At 71.3% G+C, this 18,777-nt stretch carries 18 protein-coding genes; 12 read left to right on the top strand and 6 right to left on the bottom strand.

All coding sequences use genetic code 11. The features are described 5' to 3' along the window. Window positions 1-52 precede the first annotated feature (52 nt). A complete protein-coding gene (locus ACFWI4_RS02250; protein ID WP_385393835.1) occupies window positions 53-1,369 on the bottom strand; it encodes a cytochrome P450 in 1,317 nt (438 codons plus the stop codon). A 30-nt stretch (window positions 1,370-1,399) separates the two neighbouring features. Then, on the bottom strand, window positions 1,400-2,755 hold the full coding sequence (locus tag ACFWI4_RS02245; protein WP_387189907.1) for a glutamine synthetase family protein: 1,356 nt from the start codon (window positions 2,753-2,755) through the stop codon (window positions 1,400-1,402). A gap of 354 nt (window positions 2,756-3,109) precedes the next feature. On the opposite strand from ACFWI4_RS02245, the gene ACFWI4_RS02240 reads away from it, so the two are divergent. The 8 genes from ACFWI4_RS02240 (at window position 3,110) to ACFWI4_RS02205 (ending at window position 11,132) form a co-directional block, all read left to right on the top strand. Next, complete coding sequence (locus tag ACFWI4_RS02240) at window positions 3,110-3,298, top strand: ferredoxin (RefSeq protein WP_037622194.1); 189 nt, start codon at window positions 3,110-3,112, stop codon at window positions 3,296-3,298. 5 nt (window positions 3,299-3,303) lie between these two features. Next, complete coding sequence (locus ACFWI4_RS02235; protein ID WP_387189905.1) at window positions 3,304-4,512, top strand: NAD(P)/FAD-dependent oxidoreductase; 1,209 nt, start codon at window positions 3,304-3,306, stop codon at window positions 4,510-4,512. Window positions 4,513-4,532: 20 nt separating this feature from the next. Further along, on the top strand, window positions 4,533-5,339 hold the full coding sequence (locus ACFWI4_RS02230; protein WP_385393826.1) for an acetoacetate decarboxylase family protein: 807 nt from the start codon (window positions 4,533-4,535) through the stop codon (window positions 5,337-5,339). 40 nt (window positions 5,340-5,379) lie between these two features. Then, window positions 5,380-6,843 (top strand): aldehyde dehydrogenase, encoded by a 1,464-nt coding sequence (locus ACFWI4_RS02225; RefSeq protein WP_387189902.1) that lies wholly within the window; start codon window positions 5,380-5,382, stop codon window positions 6,841-6,843. Then, on the top strand, window positions 6,836-7,774 hold the full coding sequence (locus ACFWI4_RS02220; RefSeq protein ID WP_387189899.1) for a 3,4-dihydroxyphenylacetate 2,3-dioxygenase: 939 nt from the start codon (window positions 6,836-6,838) through the stop codon (window positions 7,772-7,774). Before ACFWI4_RS02225 ends, ACFWI4_RS02220 begins: the two co-directional genes overlap by 8 nt. Before the next feature lie 10 nt (window positions 7,775-7,784). Continuing rightward, window positions 7,785-8,630: a fumarylacetoacetate hydrolase family protein gene (locus ACFWI4_RS02215; RefSeq protein ID WP_385393818.1), complete on the top strand. Its 846-nt coding sequence runs from the start codon at window positions 7,785-7,787 to the stop codon at window positions 8,628-8,630. A gap of 244 nt (window positions 8,631-8,874) precedes the next feature. Further along, complete coding sequence (locus tag ACFWI4_RS02210) at window positions 8,875-9,501, top strand: TetR/AcrR family transcriptional regulator (RefSeq protein ID WP_387189896.1); 627 nt, start codon at window positions 8,875-8,877, stop codon at window positions 9,499-9,501. A gap of 170 nt (window positions 9,502-9,671) precedes the next feature. Next, the gene (locus tag ACFWI4_RS02205) at window positions 9,672-11,132 is read left to right on the top strand and encodes an APC family permease (protein WP_387189894.1); all 1,461 of its coding nucleotides are present in this window, start codon (window positions 9,672-9,674) and stop codon (window positions 11,130-11,132) included. A 460-nt stretch (window positions 11,133-11,592) separates the two neighbouring features. On the opposite strand, the gene ACFWI4_RS02200 is transcribed toward ACFWI4_RS02205, so the two are convergent. Continuing rightward, window positions 11,593-12,315 (bottom strand): type 1 glutamine amidotransferase, encoded by a 723-nt coding sequence (locus ACFWI4_RS02200; protein WP_387189892.1) that lies wholly within the window; start codon window positions 12,313-12,315, stop codon window positions 11,593-11,595. Between the two features lie 117 nt (window positions 12,316-12,432). Between ACFWI4_RS02200 and ACFWI4_RS02195 the strand changes: the two genes are divergently transcribed. Continuing rightward, window positions 12,433-13,923, top strand: coding sequence for an aldehyde dehydrogenase (locus ACFWI4_RS02195; protein ID WP_387189889.1), 1,491 nt, complete (start codon window positions 12,433-12,435; stop codon window positions 13,921-13,923). After that, complete coding sequence (locus tag ACFWI4_RS02190) at window positions 13,920-14,621, top strand: gamma-glutamyl-gamma-aminobutyrate hydrolase family protein (protein ID WP_387189886.1); 702 nt, start codon at window positions 13,920-13,922, stop codon at window positions 14,619-14,621. Before ACFWI4_RS02195 ends, ACFWI4_RS02190 begins: the two co-directional genes overlap by 4 nt. 87 nt (window positions 14,622-14,708) lie before the next feature. On the opposite strand, the gene ACFWI4_RS02185 is transcribed toward ACFWI4_RS02190, so the two are convergent. Both ACFWI4_RS02185 and ACFWI4_RS02180 read right to left on the bottom strand, forming a co-directional pair. After that, window positions 14,709-15,362 (bottom strand): response regulator, encoded by a 654-nt coding sequence (locus ACFWI4_RS02185; RefSeq protein ID WP_387189883.1) that lies wholly within the window; start codon window positions 15,360-15,362, stop codon window positions 14,709-14,711. Then, window positions 15,359-16,384 carry a sensor histidine kinase gene (locus ACFWI4_RS02180; protein WP_387189881.1) on the bottom strand — a complete coding sequence of 342 codons (1,026 nt, stop codon included), beginning with the start codon at window positions 16,382-16,384 and terminating at the stop codon, window positions 15,359-15,361. Before ACFWI4_RS02180 ends, ACFWI4_RS02185 begins: the two co-directional genes overlap by 4 nt. Window positions 16,385-16,510: 126 nt before the next feature. Between ACFWI4_RS02180 and ACFWI4_RS02175 the strand changes: the two genes are divergently transcribed. Together ACFWI4_RS02175 and ACFWI4_RS02170 are read left to right on the top strand one after the other, a co-directional pair. Continuing rightward, window positions 16,511-17,245 (top strand): ABC transporter ATP-binding protein, encoded by a 735-nt coding sequence (locus ACFWI4_RS02175; protein ID WP_387190164.1) that lies wholly within the window; start codon window positions 16,511-16,513, stop codon window positions 17,243-17,245. Beyond that, the gene (locus tag ACFWI4_RS02170) at window positions 17,245-18,033 is read left to right on the top strand and encodes an ABC transporter permease (protein ID WP_387189879.1); all 789 of its coding nucleotides are present in this window, start codon (window positions 17,245-17,247) and stop codon (window positions 18,031-18,033) included. The genes ACFWI4_RS02175 and ACFWI4_RS02170 overlap by 1 nt, the downstream gene beginning before the upstream one ends. Before the next feature lie 15 nt (window positions 18,034-18,048). Here the strand turns inward: ACFWI4_RS02170 and ACFWI4_RS02165 are convergent, their stop codons facing one another. Further along, window positions 18,049-18,624, bottom strand: a complete 576-nt coding sequence (locus tag ACFWI4_RS02165) for a MarR family winged helix-turn-helix transcriptional regulator (RefSeq protein ID WP_387189877.1) — start codon at window positions 18,622-18,624, stop codon at window positions 18,049-18,051. Window positions 18,625-18,777: the final 153 nt, after the last annotated feature.

Here is an 18,777-nt window from a genome sequence, read left to right as displayed (position 1 = left end):
GCAGGCCGGGGGGACAGCCCTGGCGCGAGCCTCGGGCCGCGCGAAGGCGCCGTCAGGCGAGCGTGACCTCCACCGGCAGCTTCTTGATGCCGTTGACGAAGTTGGACAGGACGCGGGGCGCGTCGCCGGCCAGCCTGATGTCGGCGATCCTCGGGATCAGCTCCTCGAACATGATGCGGATCTCGGTGCGGGCGAGCAGGTTGCCCAGGCACAGGTGCGGGCTGCCCTTGCCGAAGGTGATGTGGTCGTTGTTGGCGCGCGTGACGTCGAAGTCGTAGGGGTTGCCGAAGACCTCCTCGTCACGGTTGCCGGAGGCGAACCACATCACGACCTTGTCGCCCTCCTTGACCTGCTTGCCGCCGAGTTCGACGTCGCGGGTGGCGGTGCGGCGGAAGTGGTAGACGGGGGAGGCCCAGCGCAGGAACTCCTCGACCGCGCCCGGGATCAGGGACGGGTCGTCCTTGAGGCGGGCGAGCTGCTCGGGGTGCTGGAGGAGGGCCAGCATCGAGTGCGAGATGGTGTGGCGGGTGGTCTCGTTGCCGGCGACGACCAGCAGCAGGAAGTAGTTGTCGAAGTCCTGCTCGGACAACGGGATCCCGTCGCGCGGAACGGTGTTGACCAGCTTGGAGACCAGGTCCGTACCGTTGCCGCCGCGGCGCTGGCGGGCCAGCTCCCGGCCGTACTCGAAGACTTCGAGCGAGGCGGGCGAACGGAACGGCAGATCGCGGTACTTGTCGCTCTCCGCGCTGTGCAGCAGCACGTCCGCGTAGTCCGGGTCGGTGTTGCCGATGATCCGGTTGCCCCAGTCGATGAGCTGCTGGTTGTCCTCCGGCGGCACGTCGAGGAGACGGGCGAGGACGTTGATGGGGAAGTCGGCCGAGACGTCGGCGACGAAGTCGAAGGTGCCCTTGGCCAGGGCCGCGTCCAGGGTCTGCGCCGTCAGACCGCGCAGGAAGTCGCCGTAGCTGTTGATGACGCTCGCGCCGAACTGGCGCTGGATGACGCTGCGCATCGCGCGGTGGCGGACGCCGTCGAGCTCCAGGATGGACGCCCGCTTCTTGATCTGGTCGTCGTCCAGCTCTTCGAGGTTGACGAACTTGGAGGACGTGAAGGTCTCCGCGTCGCGGTCCACGGTGGCGATGTCCGCGTGCCGGGTGACCGCCCAGAAGCCGGAGTTGGGGGCCTCCTCGGGCTGCCAGTGCACCGGGTCCTCGTGGCGCAGGGTGTGGAACATGCGCCAGGGCTTGATGCCGTCGGCGAAGTTGTCGAGGTTCGCGAGGTCGACCTCTTCGAGCGGCAGCGGCTCGGCGAGCGCGGCGCGCAGTTCGGCCTGGGTTGTGGGCGTGGCGGGAACGGTGGGGCTGGTCATGGTGGTTCTCCTGGGCCGGGCTTCGAAGGGTCAGAGGTGGTAGGCGTACTCGGTGAACTCCCAGTCGGTGACGTGCCGTCCGAAGCGTTCGACCTCGTCCCGCTTGTAGGTCAGGAAGGACGTGGTGAAGTCCTTGCCGAGGATGTCGGTCAGGGCGGTGTCCGCCTCCAGCGCGTCCAGCGCGGAGCCGAGGTTCGTGGGCAGCAGGGCGGAGCGCGCGGTGTCGTAGCCGTAGCCCTCCAGCGGGGCCTCGGGCTCCTCGCCGGCCTGGACACCGAGCAGGGCCGCGGCGATGGTTCCGGCGATCAACAGGTACGGGTTGGCGCTGGCGTCGCCGAGCCGCAGCTCCAGTCGGGCGCCCGAGCCGCGCTCCGGCGGGATGCGGACCATGGCGCTGCGGTTGTCGAGCCCCCAGTCGATCAGCCAGGGCGCGAGGGTGTCGGGTCCGAAGCGCTTGTACGAGTTGACGGTGGGGTTGGCGAGCGCGGCGAGCGCGGGTGCGTGGGCGAGGATGCCCGCGATGGCGTGGCGGGCCGTGGCCGAGAGGCCGTGCGCGCCCGTCGGGTCGTCGAAGACGTTGTGGCCCTCGGTGTCCTCGCAGGACAGGTGGAGGTGGAAACCGGAGCCGCCGGCGTCGCCGAAGGGCTTGGCCATGAAGGTGGCGAGGTTGCCCTCCCGGCGGGCGAGCTCCTTGACGGCGGCCTTGAAGCGGAAGGCGCGGTCGGCGGCGTCCAGGGCCGAGGAGTGGGTCAGGTTGATCTCGTACTGTCCGCCGTCGAACTCGTGGTTCCCGGTGACGACACCGAGGCCCAGGTCGCGCAACTGGCGCAGGGTGCGCAGCAGATGGTTGTCCGGGTCCGAGCGCAGTCCGGCGGTGTAGACGGCGCCGGTGGTCTCGGGGGAGCGGCGCCAGCCGGTGGGGGTGCCGGGGGCGGGCTCCAGCAGGAAGTACTCCAGCTCGGGGCCGACGACCGGGCGCAGTCCCTGCTCGGCGCACCGGGCCAGGACGGTCCGCAGCAGGTCGCGCGGTGATTCGGGGGCGGGGGCCGCGGTCGCGGGGTCGGTGACCTCGCCGAGGCAGGTCGCGACGCCGGGCTCCCACGGCAGGACGGCCGCGGTCGACAGGTCCGGGCGTACGGTCACGTCGGGCAGGCCGGCGTCCAGGCCGCCCGCGACGGGGACCACGTCGCCCTGGGGAGTCGTGTGGTAGACGGCGCGGCAGAAGGCCAGTCCGTGATCGCAGGCCGACGGCAGGTGGTCGAGCAGGACGTCACGGGCGCGGTCGGTGCCGATCAGGTCGGGATAGACGACCCGGACCACGTCGACGCCCTCCGCGGCGAGCCGCTCCATGTGCCGGCGGATGTCTGAGGTGTCGGATGCGCTCACCGTTGTCTCCTTGGCGGGAAGAGTGGGATGTCCCCGGGCCGGAGAGCGGGGGACGCGTGGTGTGCAGAGAACGGGAGCCGGGGTGCGGGGCAGGAGCTGCGGACCCCGAGGCAGTCGTTTGAGTCCGAACGGTATGAGCAGGGTTCGGGTCCCGCAAGGGGGTCACGGAAAGAATTTATCCACCTGGACAGGTATTGACCAGGGTCGAACGGCTTCCTATGTTGTTTGAAGCCAAACGAGTCAGGGACGCGGCTTCGCATCCCTTTGGCCGAGGGGCCCGGTCCGACATCGGTCGGGCCCCTCTCTTCCCCTTCACACCCTGCTCAGGCGCCCGCATCCCCAGGAGGACCGGCCATGAAGGTCGTCGTCGACATGATCAAGTGCCAGGACCACGGCCAGTGCGTCTTCGCGGCTCCCGACGTCTTCTCGATGGACGACGCCGGCCACCTCGCCTACGTCTCCGACGTGGACGAAGCACTGCGCGACGAGGTCGAGGAAGCCGCCGACGTGTGCCCGCTCCAGGCCATCCGGATCGAGGGCTGAGGGCCATGACCGGACGCGTAGTGGTCGCGGGCGCCTCGATGGGCGGCCTGCGCGCCGCCGAACAGCTGCGCGCCGCGGGCTGGACCGGCGCCGTCACGATCGTCGGCGACGAGCCGCACATGCCCTACAACCGGCCCCCGCTCTCCAAGGAAGTCCTCGCGGGCAAGGCCTCGTTCGAGTCCCTCGCCTTCACCCCGAAGGCCGCCGCGGCCGACGTGGAGTGGCGCCTCGGGACGGGGATCACCGCCGCCCGCCTCGACGAGCGGACCGTCGAACTCGCCGACGGGGAAAGGCTGTCGTACGACGGACTGGTCGTCGCCACCGGAATGCGACCGCGCCGGCTGCGCTGCCGCGGCCCGCTCGTGGGCCGCCACACCGTCCGCACCCTCACCGACGCCCAGATCCTGCGCGACGCGCTGATCAGGCCCGGAGCACGCGTGGTCGTCGTCGGCGCCGGATTCATCGGCTGCGAGGTCGCCGCCACCGCCGTGGGACTCGGCGCCGCTGAGGTCACGGTCGTCGACCCGCTGCCGCTGCCCATGGCGGGACCGCTCGGCGACCTGCTCGGCCAGGCGCTGCTCAAGCGGCACGAGGAGCGCGGAGTGCGCTTCGCGCTCGGCACCGGGGTCGCCGGGTTCGAGGGCGGCGAACGCGTCACCGGAGTCGTCCTCGGCGACGGAACCGTCCTCCCGGCCGACGTGGTCGTGGAGTCCGTCGGCTCGGTCGCCAACACCGAGTGGCTGGACGGCAACGGACTCGACCTGTCCGACGGCGTCCTCACCGACGAACACCTACGCGTCGGCGGCCGGCCCGAGGTCGTCGCGGTCGGCGACATCGCCCGCTTCCCCAACGCCCGCTACGACGGCGTACCCCGCCGGGTCGAGCACTGGTCCATCCCGACCGACACCGCCAAGCACGCCGCCCGGATCCTCGCCGCCCATCTCGGCGGCACCGAGGCCGAGTTGGCGCCCTTCGCCCCGCTGCCCACCTTCTGGAGCGACCAGCACGAGTTCCGGCTCCAGTCCTTCGGCTCGCCCCTGCTCGGCAAGGACGACGTACGGATCCTCGAAGGCGACCCGGACGGTGACGTCGTGGTCGGCTACCACACCGGTGACCTGCTGGTCGGCGTCGTGGCCCTCGGCGGCCAGTCCGCCGCGATGCGCGCCGCAGGCTACCGCGCCCAGCTGCTCAAGCAGCCCGCCCTCACCGCGTAACGAAGCGTAAGGAACCCCAAGTGACCAGTGTCCGTGGATTCTTCCACCCCAAGACGGCGACCGGTGCCTCGTCGCTCGTCCCCTCGCCGCCGTGGCGCTACTCGGGCGACCTGCTCACCGTCGAGTACCGCACGGACCCCGCGCGCGTACGCGAACTCCTCCCCGAACCCCTGGAACTGGCCGACGAGGACCCGGGCGCGGTCGCGCTGATCTGGGCCGACTGGCAGTCCTGCTCCGACTCCGCCGAGGAACTCCTCGACCCGGTCCGGGCCCAGTACAAGGAGGCCTTCGCGGTCGTCCGCTGCCAGTTCCGGGGCCAGACCTACAGCCGCTGCGTCTACATCTGGGTCGACAAGGACTTCGCGATCGCCCGCGGACTGCACCAGGGCTACCCCAAGAAGCTCGGCTCGATCCACCAGACCCGCCCGCACCCCTACGGCCCGGCCCCGCGCATCGAGGCCGGCGCCCGCTTCGGCGCCACCCTCGCCGCCGCCGACCGGCGCCTCGCCGAGACCGTGGTCACCCTGCGCGAGCCCTCCGAGACCAACGGCTTCGTCAACGGCCACCCCATGGCCCACCACCGCTGGCTGCCCTCCGTCGAGAAGGGCAAGGGCCTCGCGCTCGACGAACTCATCGAGACCGGCGCGGCCTCCTTCGAGGCCGGACAGGCCTGGACCGGCGACGCGGACCTGAAGCTGTTCGAGGCGCCCACCGAGGAACTGGCCCGACTGGAGATCCACGAGCCGATCGCCGCCTACTACCGGCAGGTCGGCGTCGTCTGGGACGGCGGACGCCTGCTGGAGTCCGGCACCTCCGGCGCCGAATGACCCCGACCACCGTACCCACCACAGGACTTGGAGTCCGGACATGACCGAGCACACCCTCACGGTGGCCGGGGTCGCCGTCGACACCCGGCACTGGATCGGCGGCGAACGCGTCGCCTCCGCCGAGACGTTCACCGACGTCTCCCCGATCGACGGCAGCGTCATCGGCGAGATCGCCCGCGGCACCGGCGCCGAGGTCGACCTGGCCGTGGCCGCCGCGAAGGCCGCCTTCCCCGCCTGGGCCGCCACCCCGCGCGCCGAACGCGCCCGCATCCTGCACGCCGTCGCCGACGGCGTGGAGAAGCGGATTGAGGACCTGGCGATCGTCGAGACCACCGACAACGGCGCCCTGCTGCGCTCCCACCGCCGCGGCGTGATGCCCCGCGTCGCCCACAACTTCCGCTTCTTCGCCGACTGGCTCCTGACCCTGGACCACGAGGACTTCGAGACCCGCGGCCACACCAACCACGTCAGCTGGGACCCGGCAGGACCCTCGGTGCTCATCACCCCGTGGAACGCCCCGCTGATGCTGTCGACCTGGAAGGTCGCCCCGGCCCTCGCGGCCGGCAACACGGTCGTCCTCAAGCCCGCCGAGTGGACCCCGCTGACCGCCTCCCTGCTCGCGGACATCGCCGCCGAGGCCGGACTGCCCGCCGGCGTCCTCAACATCGTCCAGGGCTACGGCTCCGAGATCGGCGACGCCCTCACCTCGCACCCCGACGTGCGCCGCATCAGCTTCACCGGCTCCGTGCCGACCGCGCAGCGGATCACGGCGTCCGCCGCCGCGAACCTCACCCCGCTCAGCCTCGAACTCGGCGGCAAGTCGCCCCTGTTGGTGTTCGCGGACGCCGACCTCGACCTCGCCGTCGACCTCGCCGTCGAGCAGTACGACAACGCGGGCCAGGTCTGTCTCGCCGCCACCCGCATCCTGGTCGAGGAGAGCGTCGCCGAGGAGTTCACCCGCCGGTTCGCCGAGAAGGCCGCCACCGTCGTGCAGGGCGACCCGCGCGACGAGGCCACCGACATCGGGCCCAACATCCACGAACGCCAGCTGGAGAAGATCGACGGCTTCGTGCGGCGGGCCCTCGACGCGGGCGCCCGCGCGGTCATCGGCGGCCACCGGGGAGAGGGCCAGTACTACGCGCCGACCCTCCTCACCGACGTCGCCCAGGACTCCGAGATCGTCCAGGAGGAGGTCTTCGGACCCGTCCTGACCCTCCAGACCTTCACCACCGAGGACGAGGCCGTCCGCCTCGCCAACGACACCCGCTTCGGCCTCGCCGCCACCCTCGCCACCGGCGACCGCGACCGCGCCGCCCGCGTCACCCGGCAGCTCGTCGCCGGCACCGTCTGGGTCAACTGCTTCTTCGTACGCGACCTCCAGGCACCCTTCGGCGGCTCCCGCCACTCCGGCGTCGGCCGCGAGGGCGGCACCTGGAGCTTCGACTTCTACTGCGACCTGAAGAACACCGTGACCGCGCCGAAGGGATGGAAGGACCATGGGTGAGATCGTCGGGGCGGGGCTGCTCGCCCACGTGCCCACCATCGTGCTCCCCGAGGAGACCCGGCTGGAGCTGAACGAGGGCAAGGAGATCACCCTCGTCACCGGCCTGGAACAGCTCCGCGCGGACGTCTTCGACCGCGACGACTACGACACCGTCGTCGTCCTCGACTCGCACTGGGCCACCACCGTCGAGTTCGTCGCCACCGCCCAGCACCGCAGGGCAGGAATGTTCACCTCCGAGGAACTCCCGCGGGGCATGAGCCGGATGCCGTACGACTATCCGGGCGACCCCGAACTCGCGCACAACATCGCGAGGTTCGCGGACAAGCACGGCACCTGGATCACCGCGATCGACGACGACTACCTGCCGGTCTACTACGCCACCATCAACCTCTGGAAGTTCCTCGGCGAGGGCCTGCCCGGCAAGCGCTGGGTGACCATCGGGGTGTGCCAGACCGGTGACATGGAGGACCACCTGCGGCTCGGCCGCGCCCTCGCCGACGGCATCGCCGCCACCCCCGGCCGCCGCGTCCTGCTGATCGCCTCGGGCGCCCTGTCGCACACCTTCTGGCCGCTGCGCGAACTGCGCGACCACGAGTCCAGCGACCCGGCGCACATCCGCACTCCCGAGGCCCGCGAGGCCGACCTGGAGCGCATCGAATGGTTCAAGGAGGGCCGTCACGACAAGGTCCTCGACACCATGGACGAGTTCTGGAAGTACAAGCCCGAGGCGAAGTTCTTCCACTACCTGATGATGGCCGGCGCGCTCGGCGAGCAGGCCTGCGTCGCCAGGGCCCGCCAGTACGGCGAGTACGAGAACTCGATCGGCACCGGCCAGGTCCACCTCTGGTTCGACCGTCCGGCCGACGGCTGGACCGGCGCGGGAGCACCCGCCCCGGCCGCCGCACCCCACAACCCCCACCGACGTTCCTAGGAAGGCAGCCATGCCCGAGTACCGCCGCATCCTCCTCGAAGGCGCCGCCGTCCAGGTCACCGTCGACGGGGACGAACTCGTCGCCGCCGACGGCCGCCGCGTCAAGACCGAGGAGGCCCAGCACCTGCCCCCGGTCGTGCCCTCCAAGGTGATCGCCGTCCACCTCAACCACCGCAGCCGCGTCGACGAGTTCGGCATCGAACTCCCGCCCACGCCCACCTACTTCCACAAGCCGACCTCGGCCCTCAACTCCCACAAGGGCGCGATCGTCCGCCCCGAGGGCTGCAAGTGGCTCAACTACGAGGGCGAGGTCGCCATCGTCATCGGGAAGACCGCGCGGAACATCTCCCCGGAGGAGGCGGGGGAGTACATCGCCGGCTACACCGTCGCCAACGACTACGGCCTGCACGACTTCCGCGACACCGACGCCGGCTCCATGCTCCGCGTCAAGGGCTCCGACACCCTCTGCCCGCTCGGCCCCGGCCTGGTCACCGACTGGGACTTCCGCGGCAAGAGCCTGCGCACCTACGTCAACGGCGAGGTGGTGCAGGACGGTTCGACCGACGAGATGCAGTGGGACATGCACTACCTCGTCGCCGACATCGCCCGCACCATCACCCTGTACCCCGGTGACGTGCTGCTGTCCGGCACCCCGGCCAACTCCCGCCCCGTACAGCCCGGTGACGTCGTCGAGGTCGAGGTCGAGGGCCTGGGACGGCTCACCAACCACATCGTGACCGGCCCGACCGCGATCCGCACCGACGTCGGCGCCCAGCCCACCGAGTCCGAAGAGGTCCTGTCCACCGCGCTCGGCGGGGACTGGGAGTTCCGCGGCATCCGCCCGCCCCGGCGCTGATGCGGGACACACGAGCACGCCGTACCGGGCGTCGCGGAGAAGGACGCCCGGTACGGCGTTCCACCCGGTGCCGCGCTCACCGCGGCACGGGCACGGGCGGGCCGTCGGCCCCGTCCGCCACCCCTTTCCCGGCCCCGTCCACGACCCCGTTCCGGGACCTGTCCACGACCCCGTTCCGGTGCCCGTCCGCCACCCCGTTCGGGCCTCTCCCGGGCCCCGTGACCAGGCGGGTAGGGTCGCAGCCATGACCGAACCCGTCGAGACTCCCGAGGGCGGCAGGCCGCGCCGGCGCATGAACTACGGGGAGGGCCGGGAAGCCCTGCTCAACGCCGCCGTTCGCGTCGTGGCCAGGGGCGGCCTGCGCCGGCTCACCTACCGCGCCGTGGCGGAGGAGGCGGGCACCACGCACGGGCTCGTCGTGCACCACTTCGGTTCGCGGGACGCGCTGATCGAGGAGGCGGTCGCGCACGCGATCCGCACCTCCCTGAACACCAGCGCGCTCGAACCCGGAACCGGCGACGTCGAGGACTTCTCGGTGGGCGTCTCCGAGATGGTCACGGCGGATCCGGACATACAGTCGTTCCAGTACGAGCTGCTGCTGGAGGCCAGGCGCCGTCCCGAGCTGCTTCCGCACCTGCGCGCGCTGTACGACGAGTACTTCGACGCGACCGGACGCGAGCTGTCCCGGATGCTGCCCGAGGAAGCGGGACAGCCGCTCACCCGGCTCGTCTTCGCCGCTCTCGACGGCCTGGTGCTGCACCAGCTCGTCTTCGGCGGCCCCGAGATCACCGACGCCGCCGTGGAGGAGCTGCGCTCGCTGCTCCGCCTGCTCCAGAACCGGCCGGGCACCGTCGCCGAGAGTGGCGACTGACTCGCCGAACCGCGAGTTTCAAGGCCCTGGACGCCCGGCGTCCGGGGCCTTGCGCATTCGGGGCAGGAAACCGGGCTCAGCCCCTTGTCAAACGGATAGTTCCAGCCCAGTATGAGGCAACTCGTTTGGCCTGAAACGAATCCCTCTCTCCTCCCTGGCAGGTGATCCGAGTGGACAGTCAGACAGCGGTCGTGAACCAGACCGCGCCCGACGCCCCCACAGCAGGCAAGCTCAAGCCCAACTCCCTCGGGGTCTTGGGCATTCTCTTCTTCGTCCTCTCCGCCCAGGCGCCGCTCACCGGCATCGCGGGAGCCGTTCCGATCGCCGTCGGCGTCGGCAACGGCGCGGGAGCGCCCGCCGCCTATGTGGTGGCGGGCCTGATCACCCTGCTCTTCTCCGTCGGCTTCGTGGCCATGGGCCGGCACGTCGTGGACGCCGGCGCCTTCTACACGTACATCGGCAAGGGGCTCGGCCGGACGACCGGCACCGCCAGCGCGGGTGTCGCGCTGTTCGCCTACTGTGCGATCCAGGCGGCCATGTACGGGCTGTACGGGGCGACCGTGAACGGCCTGCTCGCGCACTACGCCGGGGTGGACGTGCCGTGGTGGGCGTGCGCCCTGGTCACGATGGTGATCGTCCAGGTGCTCGGCAGCGCGGGCATCGAGATGGGCGCGAAGGTGCTGGCGGTCTTCGTCCTCGCGGAGTTCAGCATCCTCAGCGTCTTCGCGCTGGTCACCTTCTTCAAGGGAGGCGGACCCGAGGGGCTGGCGTTCACCCAGTCCTTCTCGCCGAGCGCGGCGTTCAAGGGGGCGCCGGGCGTGGCCCTGATGTTCGCCGTGGCGTCGATGATCGGCTTCGAGGCCACCGCGATCTACGGAGAGGAGGCGCGCGAGCCCCGTAAGACCGTCCCGCGGGCCACCTACGCGGCCGTCGCCTTCGTCACCGGGTTCTTCGGCTTCGCCTCCTGGATGCTGGTCTCCGCCTACGGTCCCTCCAAGGTGTCCGGAGCGGCGGGCAAGGCCCTGGAGAGCGGCGACTCGACGAGCTTCGTCTTCGCGCCCATCGCCGATCTGTTCGGCGGCTGGGTGAACGACGTCCTGCCCGTCCTGCTGGCCACCTCGCTCTTCGCCGGCATCCTCGCCTTCCACAACTCCGCCAACCGCTACCTGTTCTCGCTCAGCCGCGACGGACTCCTGCCCAAGCCGCTGTCGTCGATCAACAGCCGTCACTCGCCGAGCGTGGCCGGCTGGGTCCAGACATCCGTAGCCGTCCTGCTGGTCGTCCCGTTCGCACTGGCCGGCAAGGACCCGGTGCTGACCCTGTTCTCGTGGGGCAGCGGCGTGGCCGTCCTCGGCATCATGGCCCTGTACCTGCTGACCTCGGTCTCCGTGGTGGTCTTCTTCCGCCGCGAGCGCCTGGACAGCCGGCCGTGGAACACCCTGATCGCCCCCTCCCTGGGAGCCGTCGGAGTGGCCGGGGCGATCTGGCTGATCGTCCAGAACTTCACCACGCTCATCGGGGGCGAGAGCAGCACCGCGCTCGTGCTCGAACTGATCGTTCCGGTCGTTCTCGTCCTCGGCGTCGTGGCCGCGCGGCTCACCCGCGACAAGGCGGTCGCGAGCCGCGGCTGACACGGACCGGGCCGCCGTCCGGCCGAGCAGGCCACCGTCCGGCCCGGTCCACGGTCCGGCCGAGCAGGCCACCGTCCGGCCGAGGGTGCCATCGTCTGGCTGATGAGGCCATCGACCGGCCGGCGGACCGGCTCGCCTGCCCGGTCCGCCGCTCGGCCGGTTCGCGGCCTGCTCAGTTCGCCGTCCGGCCGGTTCGCGGCCTGCCGGGTCCGCCAATCGGCCGGTCTGCGGCCTCCCCGGTCCGCGGTCTGGCCGGTCCGCGGTCTGGCCGGTCCGGGTCGGTCCGGCTCGCCGTCCGGCCGGTTCACGGCCGGCCCGGTTCGCTGTCCGGCTGGTCCGCGGCCTGCCTGGTTCGCCATCCGGCCAGTCCACGGCCAGCCCGGTTCGCCGTCTGGCCGGTCGGGCGGTTCGGGCCGTCGTCCGGGCCGTCGTCCGGGCCGGGGAGCCGCCGACGGGGTAATCAGCCCCTTCGGTCCGTACCCCGGCCGGGGAAGCCGTCGAGGAAGCCGTCGACCAGCCGGCGGGCGTTCGCCCGGGCCGCGGGCTCCATGGCCCGGCTCCGCTCCAGCAGCTCGCCGGGGTCCACGCCGTGGCGCAGGCACTGCTCCGCGCCACCGCCGTCGATCCAGCCGCGCACCATCGCGGTGGTGATCTCCGGATGGAACTGCACACCGAGGCCGTGTCCGGTCCTGAAGGCCTGGACGCACACCTCGTTGCGGGCCACCTCCTTGGCGCCGGGCGGCAGCACGCAGCGGTCGAAGTGCCACTGGAACCACGGGCCGGGCCCCACCAGCGACGGCTCGTCCGTGCCGACCTCGACCCAGCCGATCTCCGGGCGCGGCGAAGCCTCCACCCGGCCGCCGAGCGCGGTCGTCAGCGCCTGGGCGCCGAAGCAGACCCCGAGCACCGGGACGCCGATCCGGTCGGCCTCGCGCAGGAGCGCCAGCTCGCCGTCGATCCAGGAACCGACCGCCGTCCGGTCGTACACCGACCACGGAGCGCCGAGCGAGACGATCAGGTCCCAGCGGTCGGCACCCGGGAAGTCGAACGCGACGTCCGGCGCGTGATGGCGGTGCTCGGGCACGACCGTCACGACGGTGAGGTCGTAGCCCCGCTCCTCCAGCCTGGCCCCGACCAGCCCCGGCTCCGTCACATGGTCGTGCTGGACGACGAGTGCGCGCACGTGGCACTCCCTTCCCCGCGGGGGCCGCGGACCTGTCGGATCGATACGAGGAGCCCTTGCCCCGGGCTCGCCGCCCAGCCTATCGTTTGGGTTCAAATAAGATTTCTGGAGGTCCCGATGCTGGACGTCACCCACGAGGAATGGCTGCTCAAGGCCAAGTCCCTGCGTCTCTCCGGCGCCCATCACATCGACGGCGCCGACGAGGACGGCTCGGGAGCCGCCTTCGACGCCGTCTCGCCCCGTGACGGCCAGGTGCTCACCCCGGTCGCCGACGCGGGCACCGCCGAGGTGGACGCGGCCGTCGTCGCCGCCCGCCGCGCCTTCGACACGGGCCCCTGGCCGCGCCTGGCCCCCGCCGAACGCGGCGCGACGCTGCTGCGCATCGCCGACCTGCTCCAGGACCGCCGCGCCGACCTCGCCCTCACCGTCAGCCTGGAGATGGGCAAGCCCATCACCGACGCGTACGACATCGAGCTGCGCGCCCTGATCAACACCTTCCGCTGGTACGGGCAGCTCGCCGACAAGGTCACCGACGAGTCCCCGCACACCGCGGCGGACGCGCTCGCCCTGGTCACCCGCGAACCCGCCGGGGTCGTCGGCGCGGTCGTCCCCTGGAACTTCCCGCTCACCCTCGCCGGCTGGAAGGTCGCCCCGGCCCTCGCCGCAGGCTGCACGGTCGTCCTGAAGCCCTCCGAGAACTCGCCCCTGTCCGCGCTGATGCTGGGCCGGATCGCCACCGAGGCCGGACTGCCGCCGGGCGTCCTCAACGTCGTGGGCGGCACCGGACCGGTCGCGGGCCGGGCGATCGGCCTCCACCCGGACGTCGACGTCCTCGCCTTCACCGGCTCCACCGCCGTCGGACGCCACTTCCTGCGCTACGCCGCCGACTCCAACCTCAAGCGCGTATGGCTCGAACTGGGCGGCAAATCACCGAACATCATCCTTCCCGACGCCCCCGACCTGGAGAAGGCCGCCGCCACCGCCGCCTGGGGCATCTTCTTCAACCAGGGCGAGATGTGCACCGCCCCGTCCCGGCTGCTCGTGCACACCTCCGTGGCCGACCAGGTCACCGAGTCCGTCGTACGGCGGGCACGCGAGCTGCGGATCGGCGACCCCCTCGACCCGTCCACCGAGATGGGCGCCCTGGTCGGCGAAGCGCACCTCGGCCGCGTACAGGACCACATCGCCACCGGGCTCGCCGAGGGCGCCCGACTGCGCGCCGGCGGCGACCGCACTCTCACGGACACCGGCGGCAGCTACCTGGAACCGACCGTCTTCAACCAGGTGGACCCTGGTATGCGGCTCGCCCGGGAGGAGATCTTCGGCCCGGTCCTGTCGGTCCTCACCTTCGACGACCTGGACGAGGCCGTACGCCTGGCCAACGACACCGAGTACGGCCTCGCCGCCGGGCTCTGGACCTCCGACCTGTCCACCGCACACCGGGTCTCCCGCGCCCTGAAGGCCGGCACGGTCTGGGTCAACTGCTACGAGGAGGGCGACCTGACCGTCCCCTTCGGCGGCATGAAGCAGTCGGGCAACGGCCGCGACAAGTCCGCCCACGCCCTGGAGAAGTACACCGAGCTCAAGACCACCTGGATTCAACTGTGACGCGCCCCCTGATCGCCGTTCCGGCCCGTTTCTCCGCCACGACCTCGGCCCTGCGGTACGCCGCCGAGGTCAACGCCCGCGCCCTGATCGAGGCGGTGTGGAGGGCCGGCGGCGAACCGGTGACCGTCCACCCGGCCGATCCCGCCGTCACGGACGTGGCCGGACGCCTCGCCCGCTTCGACGGCGTCCTGCTCCCCGGTGGCGGGGACCTCGCTCCCCACCGCTACGGAGCCGCCGACACGCACGACAGCGTCTACGACGTCGACGAACTCCAGGACGCCTTCGACCTCGAAGTCGCCCGCCGGAGCCTGGACTTGGGCCTCCCCCTGCTGGCCGTCTGCCGCGGTCTCCAGGTGGTGAACGTCGCCCTCGGGGGCACCCTGGAACAGGACATGGGCGGTCCCGAGAGCGAACACCGGCACGTGGTGCACCCGGTGGCCGTCGAACCCGGAACCCTGCTGGAACGGGCCGTCGGCGCCCAGAAGGTGGAGGCGTCCTGCTACCACCACCAGCGGGTCGAGCGCCTCGGAACGGGCCTGAGCGTCACCGCCCGCGCGGCGGACGGAACGGTGGAGGGCCTCGAACTCCCTTCTGCCAAGGGGTGGTTCACGGCGGTGCAGTGGCACCCGGAGGACACGGCCCACGAGGATCCGGTGCAGCAGGCGCTGTTCGACGCACTGGTCGACGCGGCCCGGTAGGGCTGTGGAGACCCAGCTCCCAGCCCCCGGCCCTTTAACCCTTTCAACCCTTACTGACTTCGGCGCATTAGGGTCCGTCTGCGCGGACTAGCCGGTGAGGCCGCTGCGGTAGGCGTGGATGACGAGTTGGACGCGGTCGCGGGCATCGAGTTTGGCCAGCAGCCGGGCGACGTGGGTCTTCACCGTGCCCGCGCCGATGTACAGCCGTTCGGCGATCTCGGCGTTGGTGAGTCCTTCGGCGACGAGGAGCAGCACTTCGCGTTCGCGCGTGGTGACGGCCTCGGGCAGCCGCGGCCGTTCCTTGACGTGTGGTTGTGCCTGCCTGTTGACGTACGCCGCGATGAGCCGTTTGGTGACGCGTGGCGCTAGCAGCGCCTCGCCCTGGGCGACGGTGCGCACGGCGGACAGCAGGTCGAGGGGCGGAACGTCCTTCAGGAGGAAGCCGCTGGCCCCGGCGCGCAGTGCGCCGAAGACGTACTCGTCGAGGTCGAAGGTGGTGAGCATCAGGACACGGGCGTGGCCGGCGGTGGTGATTCGGCGGGTCGCTTCGATGCCGTCCATCTCGGGCATCCGCACGTCCATGAGCACGACGTCCGGCCGGTGTTCGGCGGCTGCCGCGACGGCGTCCCGGCCCGTTGCGACGCTGCCGATCGACTGGAGGTCCGGGGCGGTGTCCACGATTCCGGCCAGGCCGATGCGGATCAACTGCTGGTCGTCGGCGACCAGGACGCGGATGGTCACAGCCGCTCCCGTGCGGCGGCAGTGGGCTCCGGCCTGTCCACGGGGATGCCGGCCCGGACCCTGAAGCCGCCGGTCGCGGTCGGCCCGGCCTCCAGGGTGCCGCCGTAGAGGGCGAGGCGCTCACGCATCCCGGGCAGCCCGCGCCCGGTGCGGCCCGGGGCCGGCCGGATGCTGCCGTCGTCGATCACCGTGAGGGTCAGCTCGTCGGCTCCGTACGCGACGGTGACGCGCGCGGTGCTCGCGTCGGCGTGCTTGACCACGTTGGTCAGCGCCTCCTGGACGATCCGGTACGCGGCTGCCTCCAGCCCAGGGGGCAGGGGCCCGGCGTGCCCCGTGACGGCGAGGTCGATCCGCAGGCCGGGGCGCCGGGTCCGTTCGATGAGACGGTTCAGGTCGGCGAGTCTCGGGGCGGGGGCCAGGCCCGCGTCGTCCGGATCGTCCGTGTCGTCGTGCAGCACGCCGAGCATGCGGCGCAGTTCGACGAGGGTCTCCCGGCCGGTGGTCTCGATCGCCTCCAGCGCGCTCCGTGCGTCCTGGGGACGGTCGTCGAGCACCAGACGGCCGAAGGCTGCCTGGACGGAGATCACGCTCATGGAGTGGGCGATGCTGTCGTGCAACTCGCGGGCGATCCGCAGCCGTTCCGCAGCCGCCTCCCGGTCGGCGCGGTCGCGTTCCTGTCGCACCAGCGCGTGCAGATACCGGCGCCGCTGGCCGACCGCGAAGCCCACCGCCCAGGCGAGGGCGAAGAGCAGCGCGAAGGGCGCGACGGCCCCGGCGTGTTCGAACCTGGGCAGGCCGGTGGACACCGCCACAGCCAGGGCCGCGGCCAGGGTGATTCCCGCGGTGCGGGCCGGGCGCAGGCACGCGACGCAGAAGAGCGCGAAGGCGAGCGGCAATCCGCCCCAGAAGATCGCCTGCGGATGCCACGGCGCCAGGCCGCACACCGCCAGTGACAGAACAACAAGGGCCTCCGGCCAATTGGGCCGGAACGACTCCGGGGCCGCATGCGTCTTCCGTTCCACGACCTGAGCCTATGCGTCTCCCGGCCGTGCCCACATCGTCCGCGGGCCCTATGCCGTACGGCGGACCCGGGCCCCGAAGAACCTGCCCGCGGGCAGATGAAGCGTCTCGCCCGTCCCGGCATCGTCATGGACGTGATTCGATGCGAACATCTCACCAAACGCTTCGGCCGCAAGGCCGCCGTCGACGACCTCACCTTCGAGGTCCAGCCCGCCCGCGTGACCGGCTTCCTCGGCCCCAACGGCGCGGGGAAGTCGACCACGATCCGGGCCGTCCTCGGCCTGGACACACCGGACGCCGGCCGCACCCTGGTGGACGGCGTGCCCTACCGCCGGGCCGAACAGCCGCTGCGCCGCGTCGGCGCGCTCCTCGACGCCGGGGCCGTCCACCGAGGCCGTACGGCGCGGGCGCACCTGGCCGTGCTCGCAGCCACCAACCACATCCGGCGCAGCCGAATCGATGAGGTACTCGCCCTCACCGGCCTCGCCGACGTCGCCCACCGCAGGATCGGCACCTACTCGCTCGGCATGAAGCAGCGCCTGGGCATCGCCGCCGCCCTGCTCGGCGACCCGCCCGTACTCATCTTCGACGAACCCGCCAACGGCCTGGACCCGGAAGGCATCCGATGGATCCGTAACCTCATGCGGTCGCTGGCCGCCGAGGGACGCACCGTCCTTGTCTCCAGCCACCTGATGAGCGAGATGGCCCTCACCGTCGACCACCTTCTCGTCATCGGACGCGGACGTCTGCTCGCCGACGTCCCGATCACCGAATTCGTTCCTGCCGGCGCCTCGCTGGAAGACGCCTACCTCGACCTCTCCGAATCCGCCGTGGAGTACCGGACCGAAGGGACGGGACACTGATGCCCACCGCACTGACAGGCGCCATGGCCGGCGAGGTCATCAAGCTGCGTTCCCTCCGCTCGACCTGGATCACCGCCCTCATCGCGGTGGCGTTCGGCCTGGTGCTGAGCGTCATGGACGTCGCGCACACCGTCGGCGCCTGGCCTCACATGACGACGGCCGACCGGGCCCGGTTCGACCCGGTGGGCGACTCACTCTCCGGCTTCGCCTTCGCCGTGCTCGCCTTCGGCGTCCTCGGCGTGCTGGGCGTCAGCAGCGAGTACACCACCGGACTGATCCGCTCGACGCTGACCGCGACACCCCGGCGCGCGCTCGCCTACACCGCCAAGACCCTCGTCATCGGCGGATTCGCCCTGCTACTGGGCGAACTGACCGCGTTCACCGGCTTCTTCATCGGACAGGCCGTCCTGGCCGAGCAGCACCTCGACGTCGGCCTGGGCACTCCAGGCGTACTTCGCGCCGTGTCCTGTGCCGGGCTCTACCTCTTCGTCGTCACCGTCGTGGGCTACGGCCTCGGAGCCGTCATCCGGCACACCGCCGGAGCCATCGCCGCACTCTTCGCCCTGGTCTATCTCGGCTACGGCGCAGCCAAAGCCGTCGAAGGCTGGTCCTACCTGCCCAGCAAGCTCATGCTGAGCAACGCCGCGGACGCCCTCGGCCAGCTCCACCCGCACCCCCTCCACGCGGAACGCACCCCCTCCCTCTCCTTCGCCCTCTTCGACCTTGCCCTCTACCTCGCACTCGCCCTCACCTGCGGAGCCTGGCGCTTCACTCGCGACGCCTCATAGACACTCCGCCCGAAGTCAGTAACCCTTGGCCCGGCGGCCGCTGCGGCGGCGGGCCGGTTCGGCGCCGTCGAGGAGGGTGAGGCGGCGTTCCTCGCCCCCCTCCTCGACCTGTCGTACGACCTGCCGCAGGCCTTCCGCGACGCTGTGGCACTCCTCGTCGCTGAGCCGTGACGCGACGAACGCCTCTTCCTCGTTGAACCGCGGGAACAGGCGCTGCATCAACGCCTCGCCCTCGTCGGTGAGGCTGAGCAGCTTCAGCCGGCCGTCGGACGGATGGCCGGCCCGCGTCATGAGCCCGCGTCCCTCCAGGGTCCGTGAGACACCGGTGAGGGTGCCCTTGGAGATCCCGGCCTCCTCAGCGACGTGCCGGGTCTCCGTCTCGCCCCAGATCCAGACCACCCAGAGCACGACGAACGAGGTCCAGGTCAGGTCGGCGTCGCGCAGCACCGAGTTCTCCAGGTGCTGGCGGACCGCGGAGGCGGCACGGTAGATGTTCGCGACCACCGCCATCTGCTCGCGGTGGATGGGGATGCCGCCCAGCTTCGCAGCTGCCAGCTTCTCCGCTTCGGTGATGGACCGATGGCCGGGCACAGGCAGGCTCCCTTGATCGTTCGGACCCAAATTGTACGGGACGTGTGGGGAGGTACGGATACGGGCGGGGGCGTGCGGGGGCGCGTGCGCCGGACCGGGCCGAAGGATAGTTGTTCCCGCGCCTGCGCCAGGGTTCGTACCGAATTCCCTGCG

This window comes from Streptomyces sp. NPDC127038 (assembly GCF_042725875.1).
In the GTDB taxonomy this organism is placed as follows: Bacteria; Actinomycetota; Actinomycetes; order Streptomycetales; family Streptomycetaceae; genus Streptomyces.
This window is presented reverse-complemented; position numbering and strand designations above follow the sequence as displayed.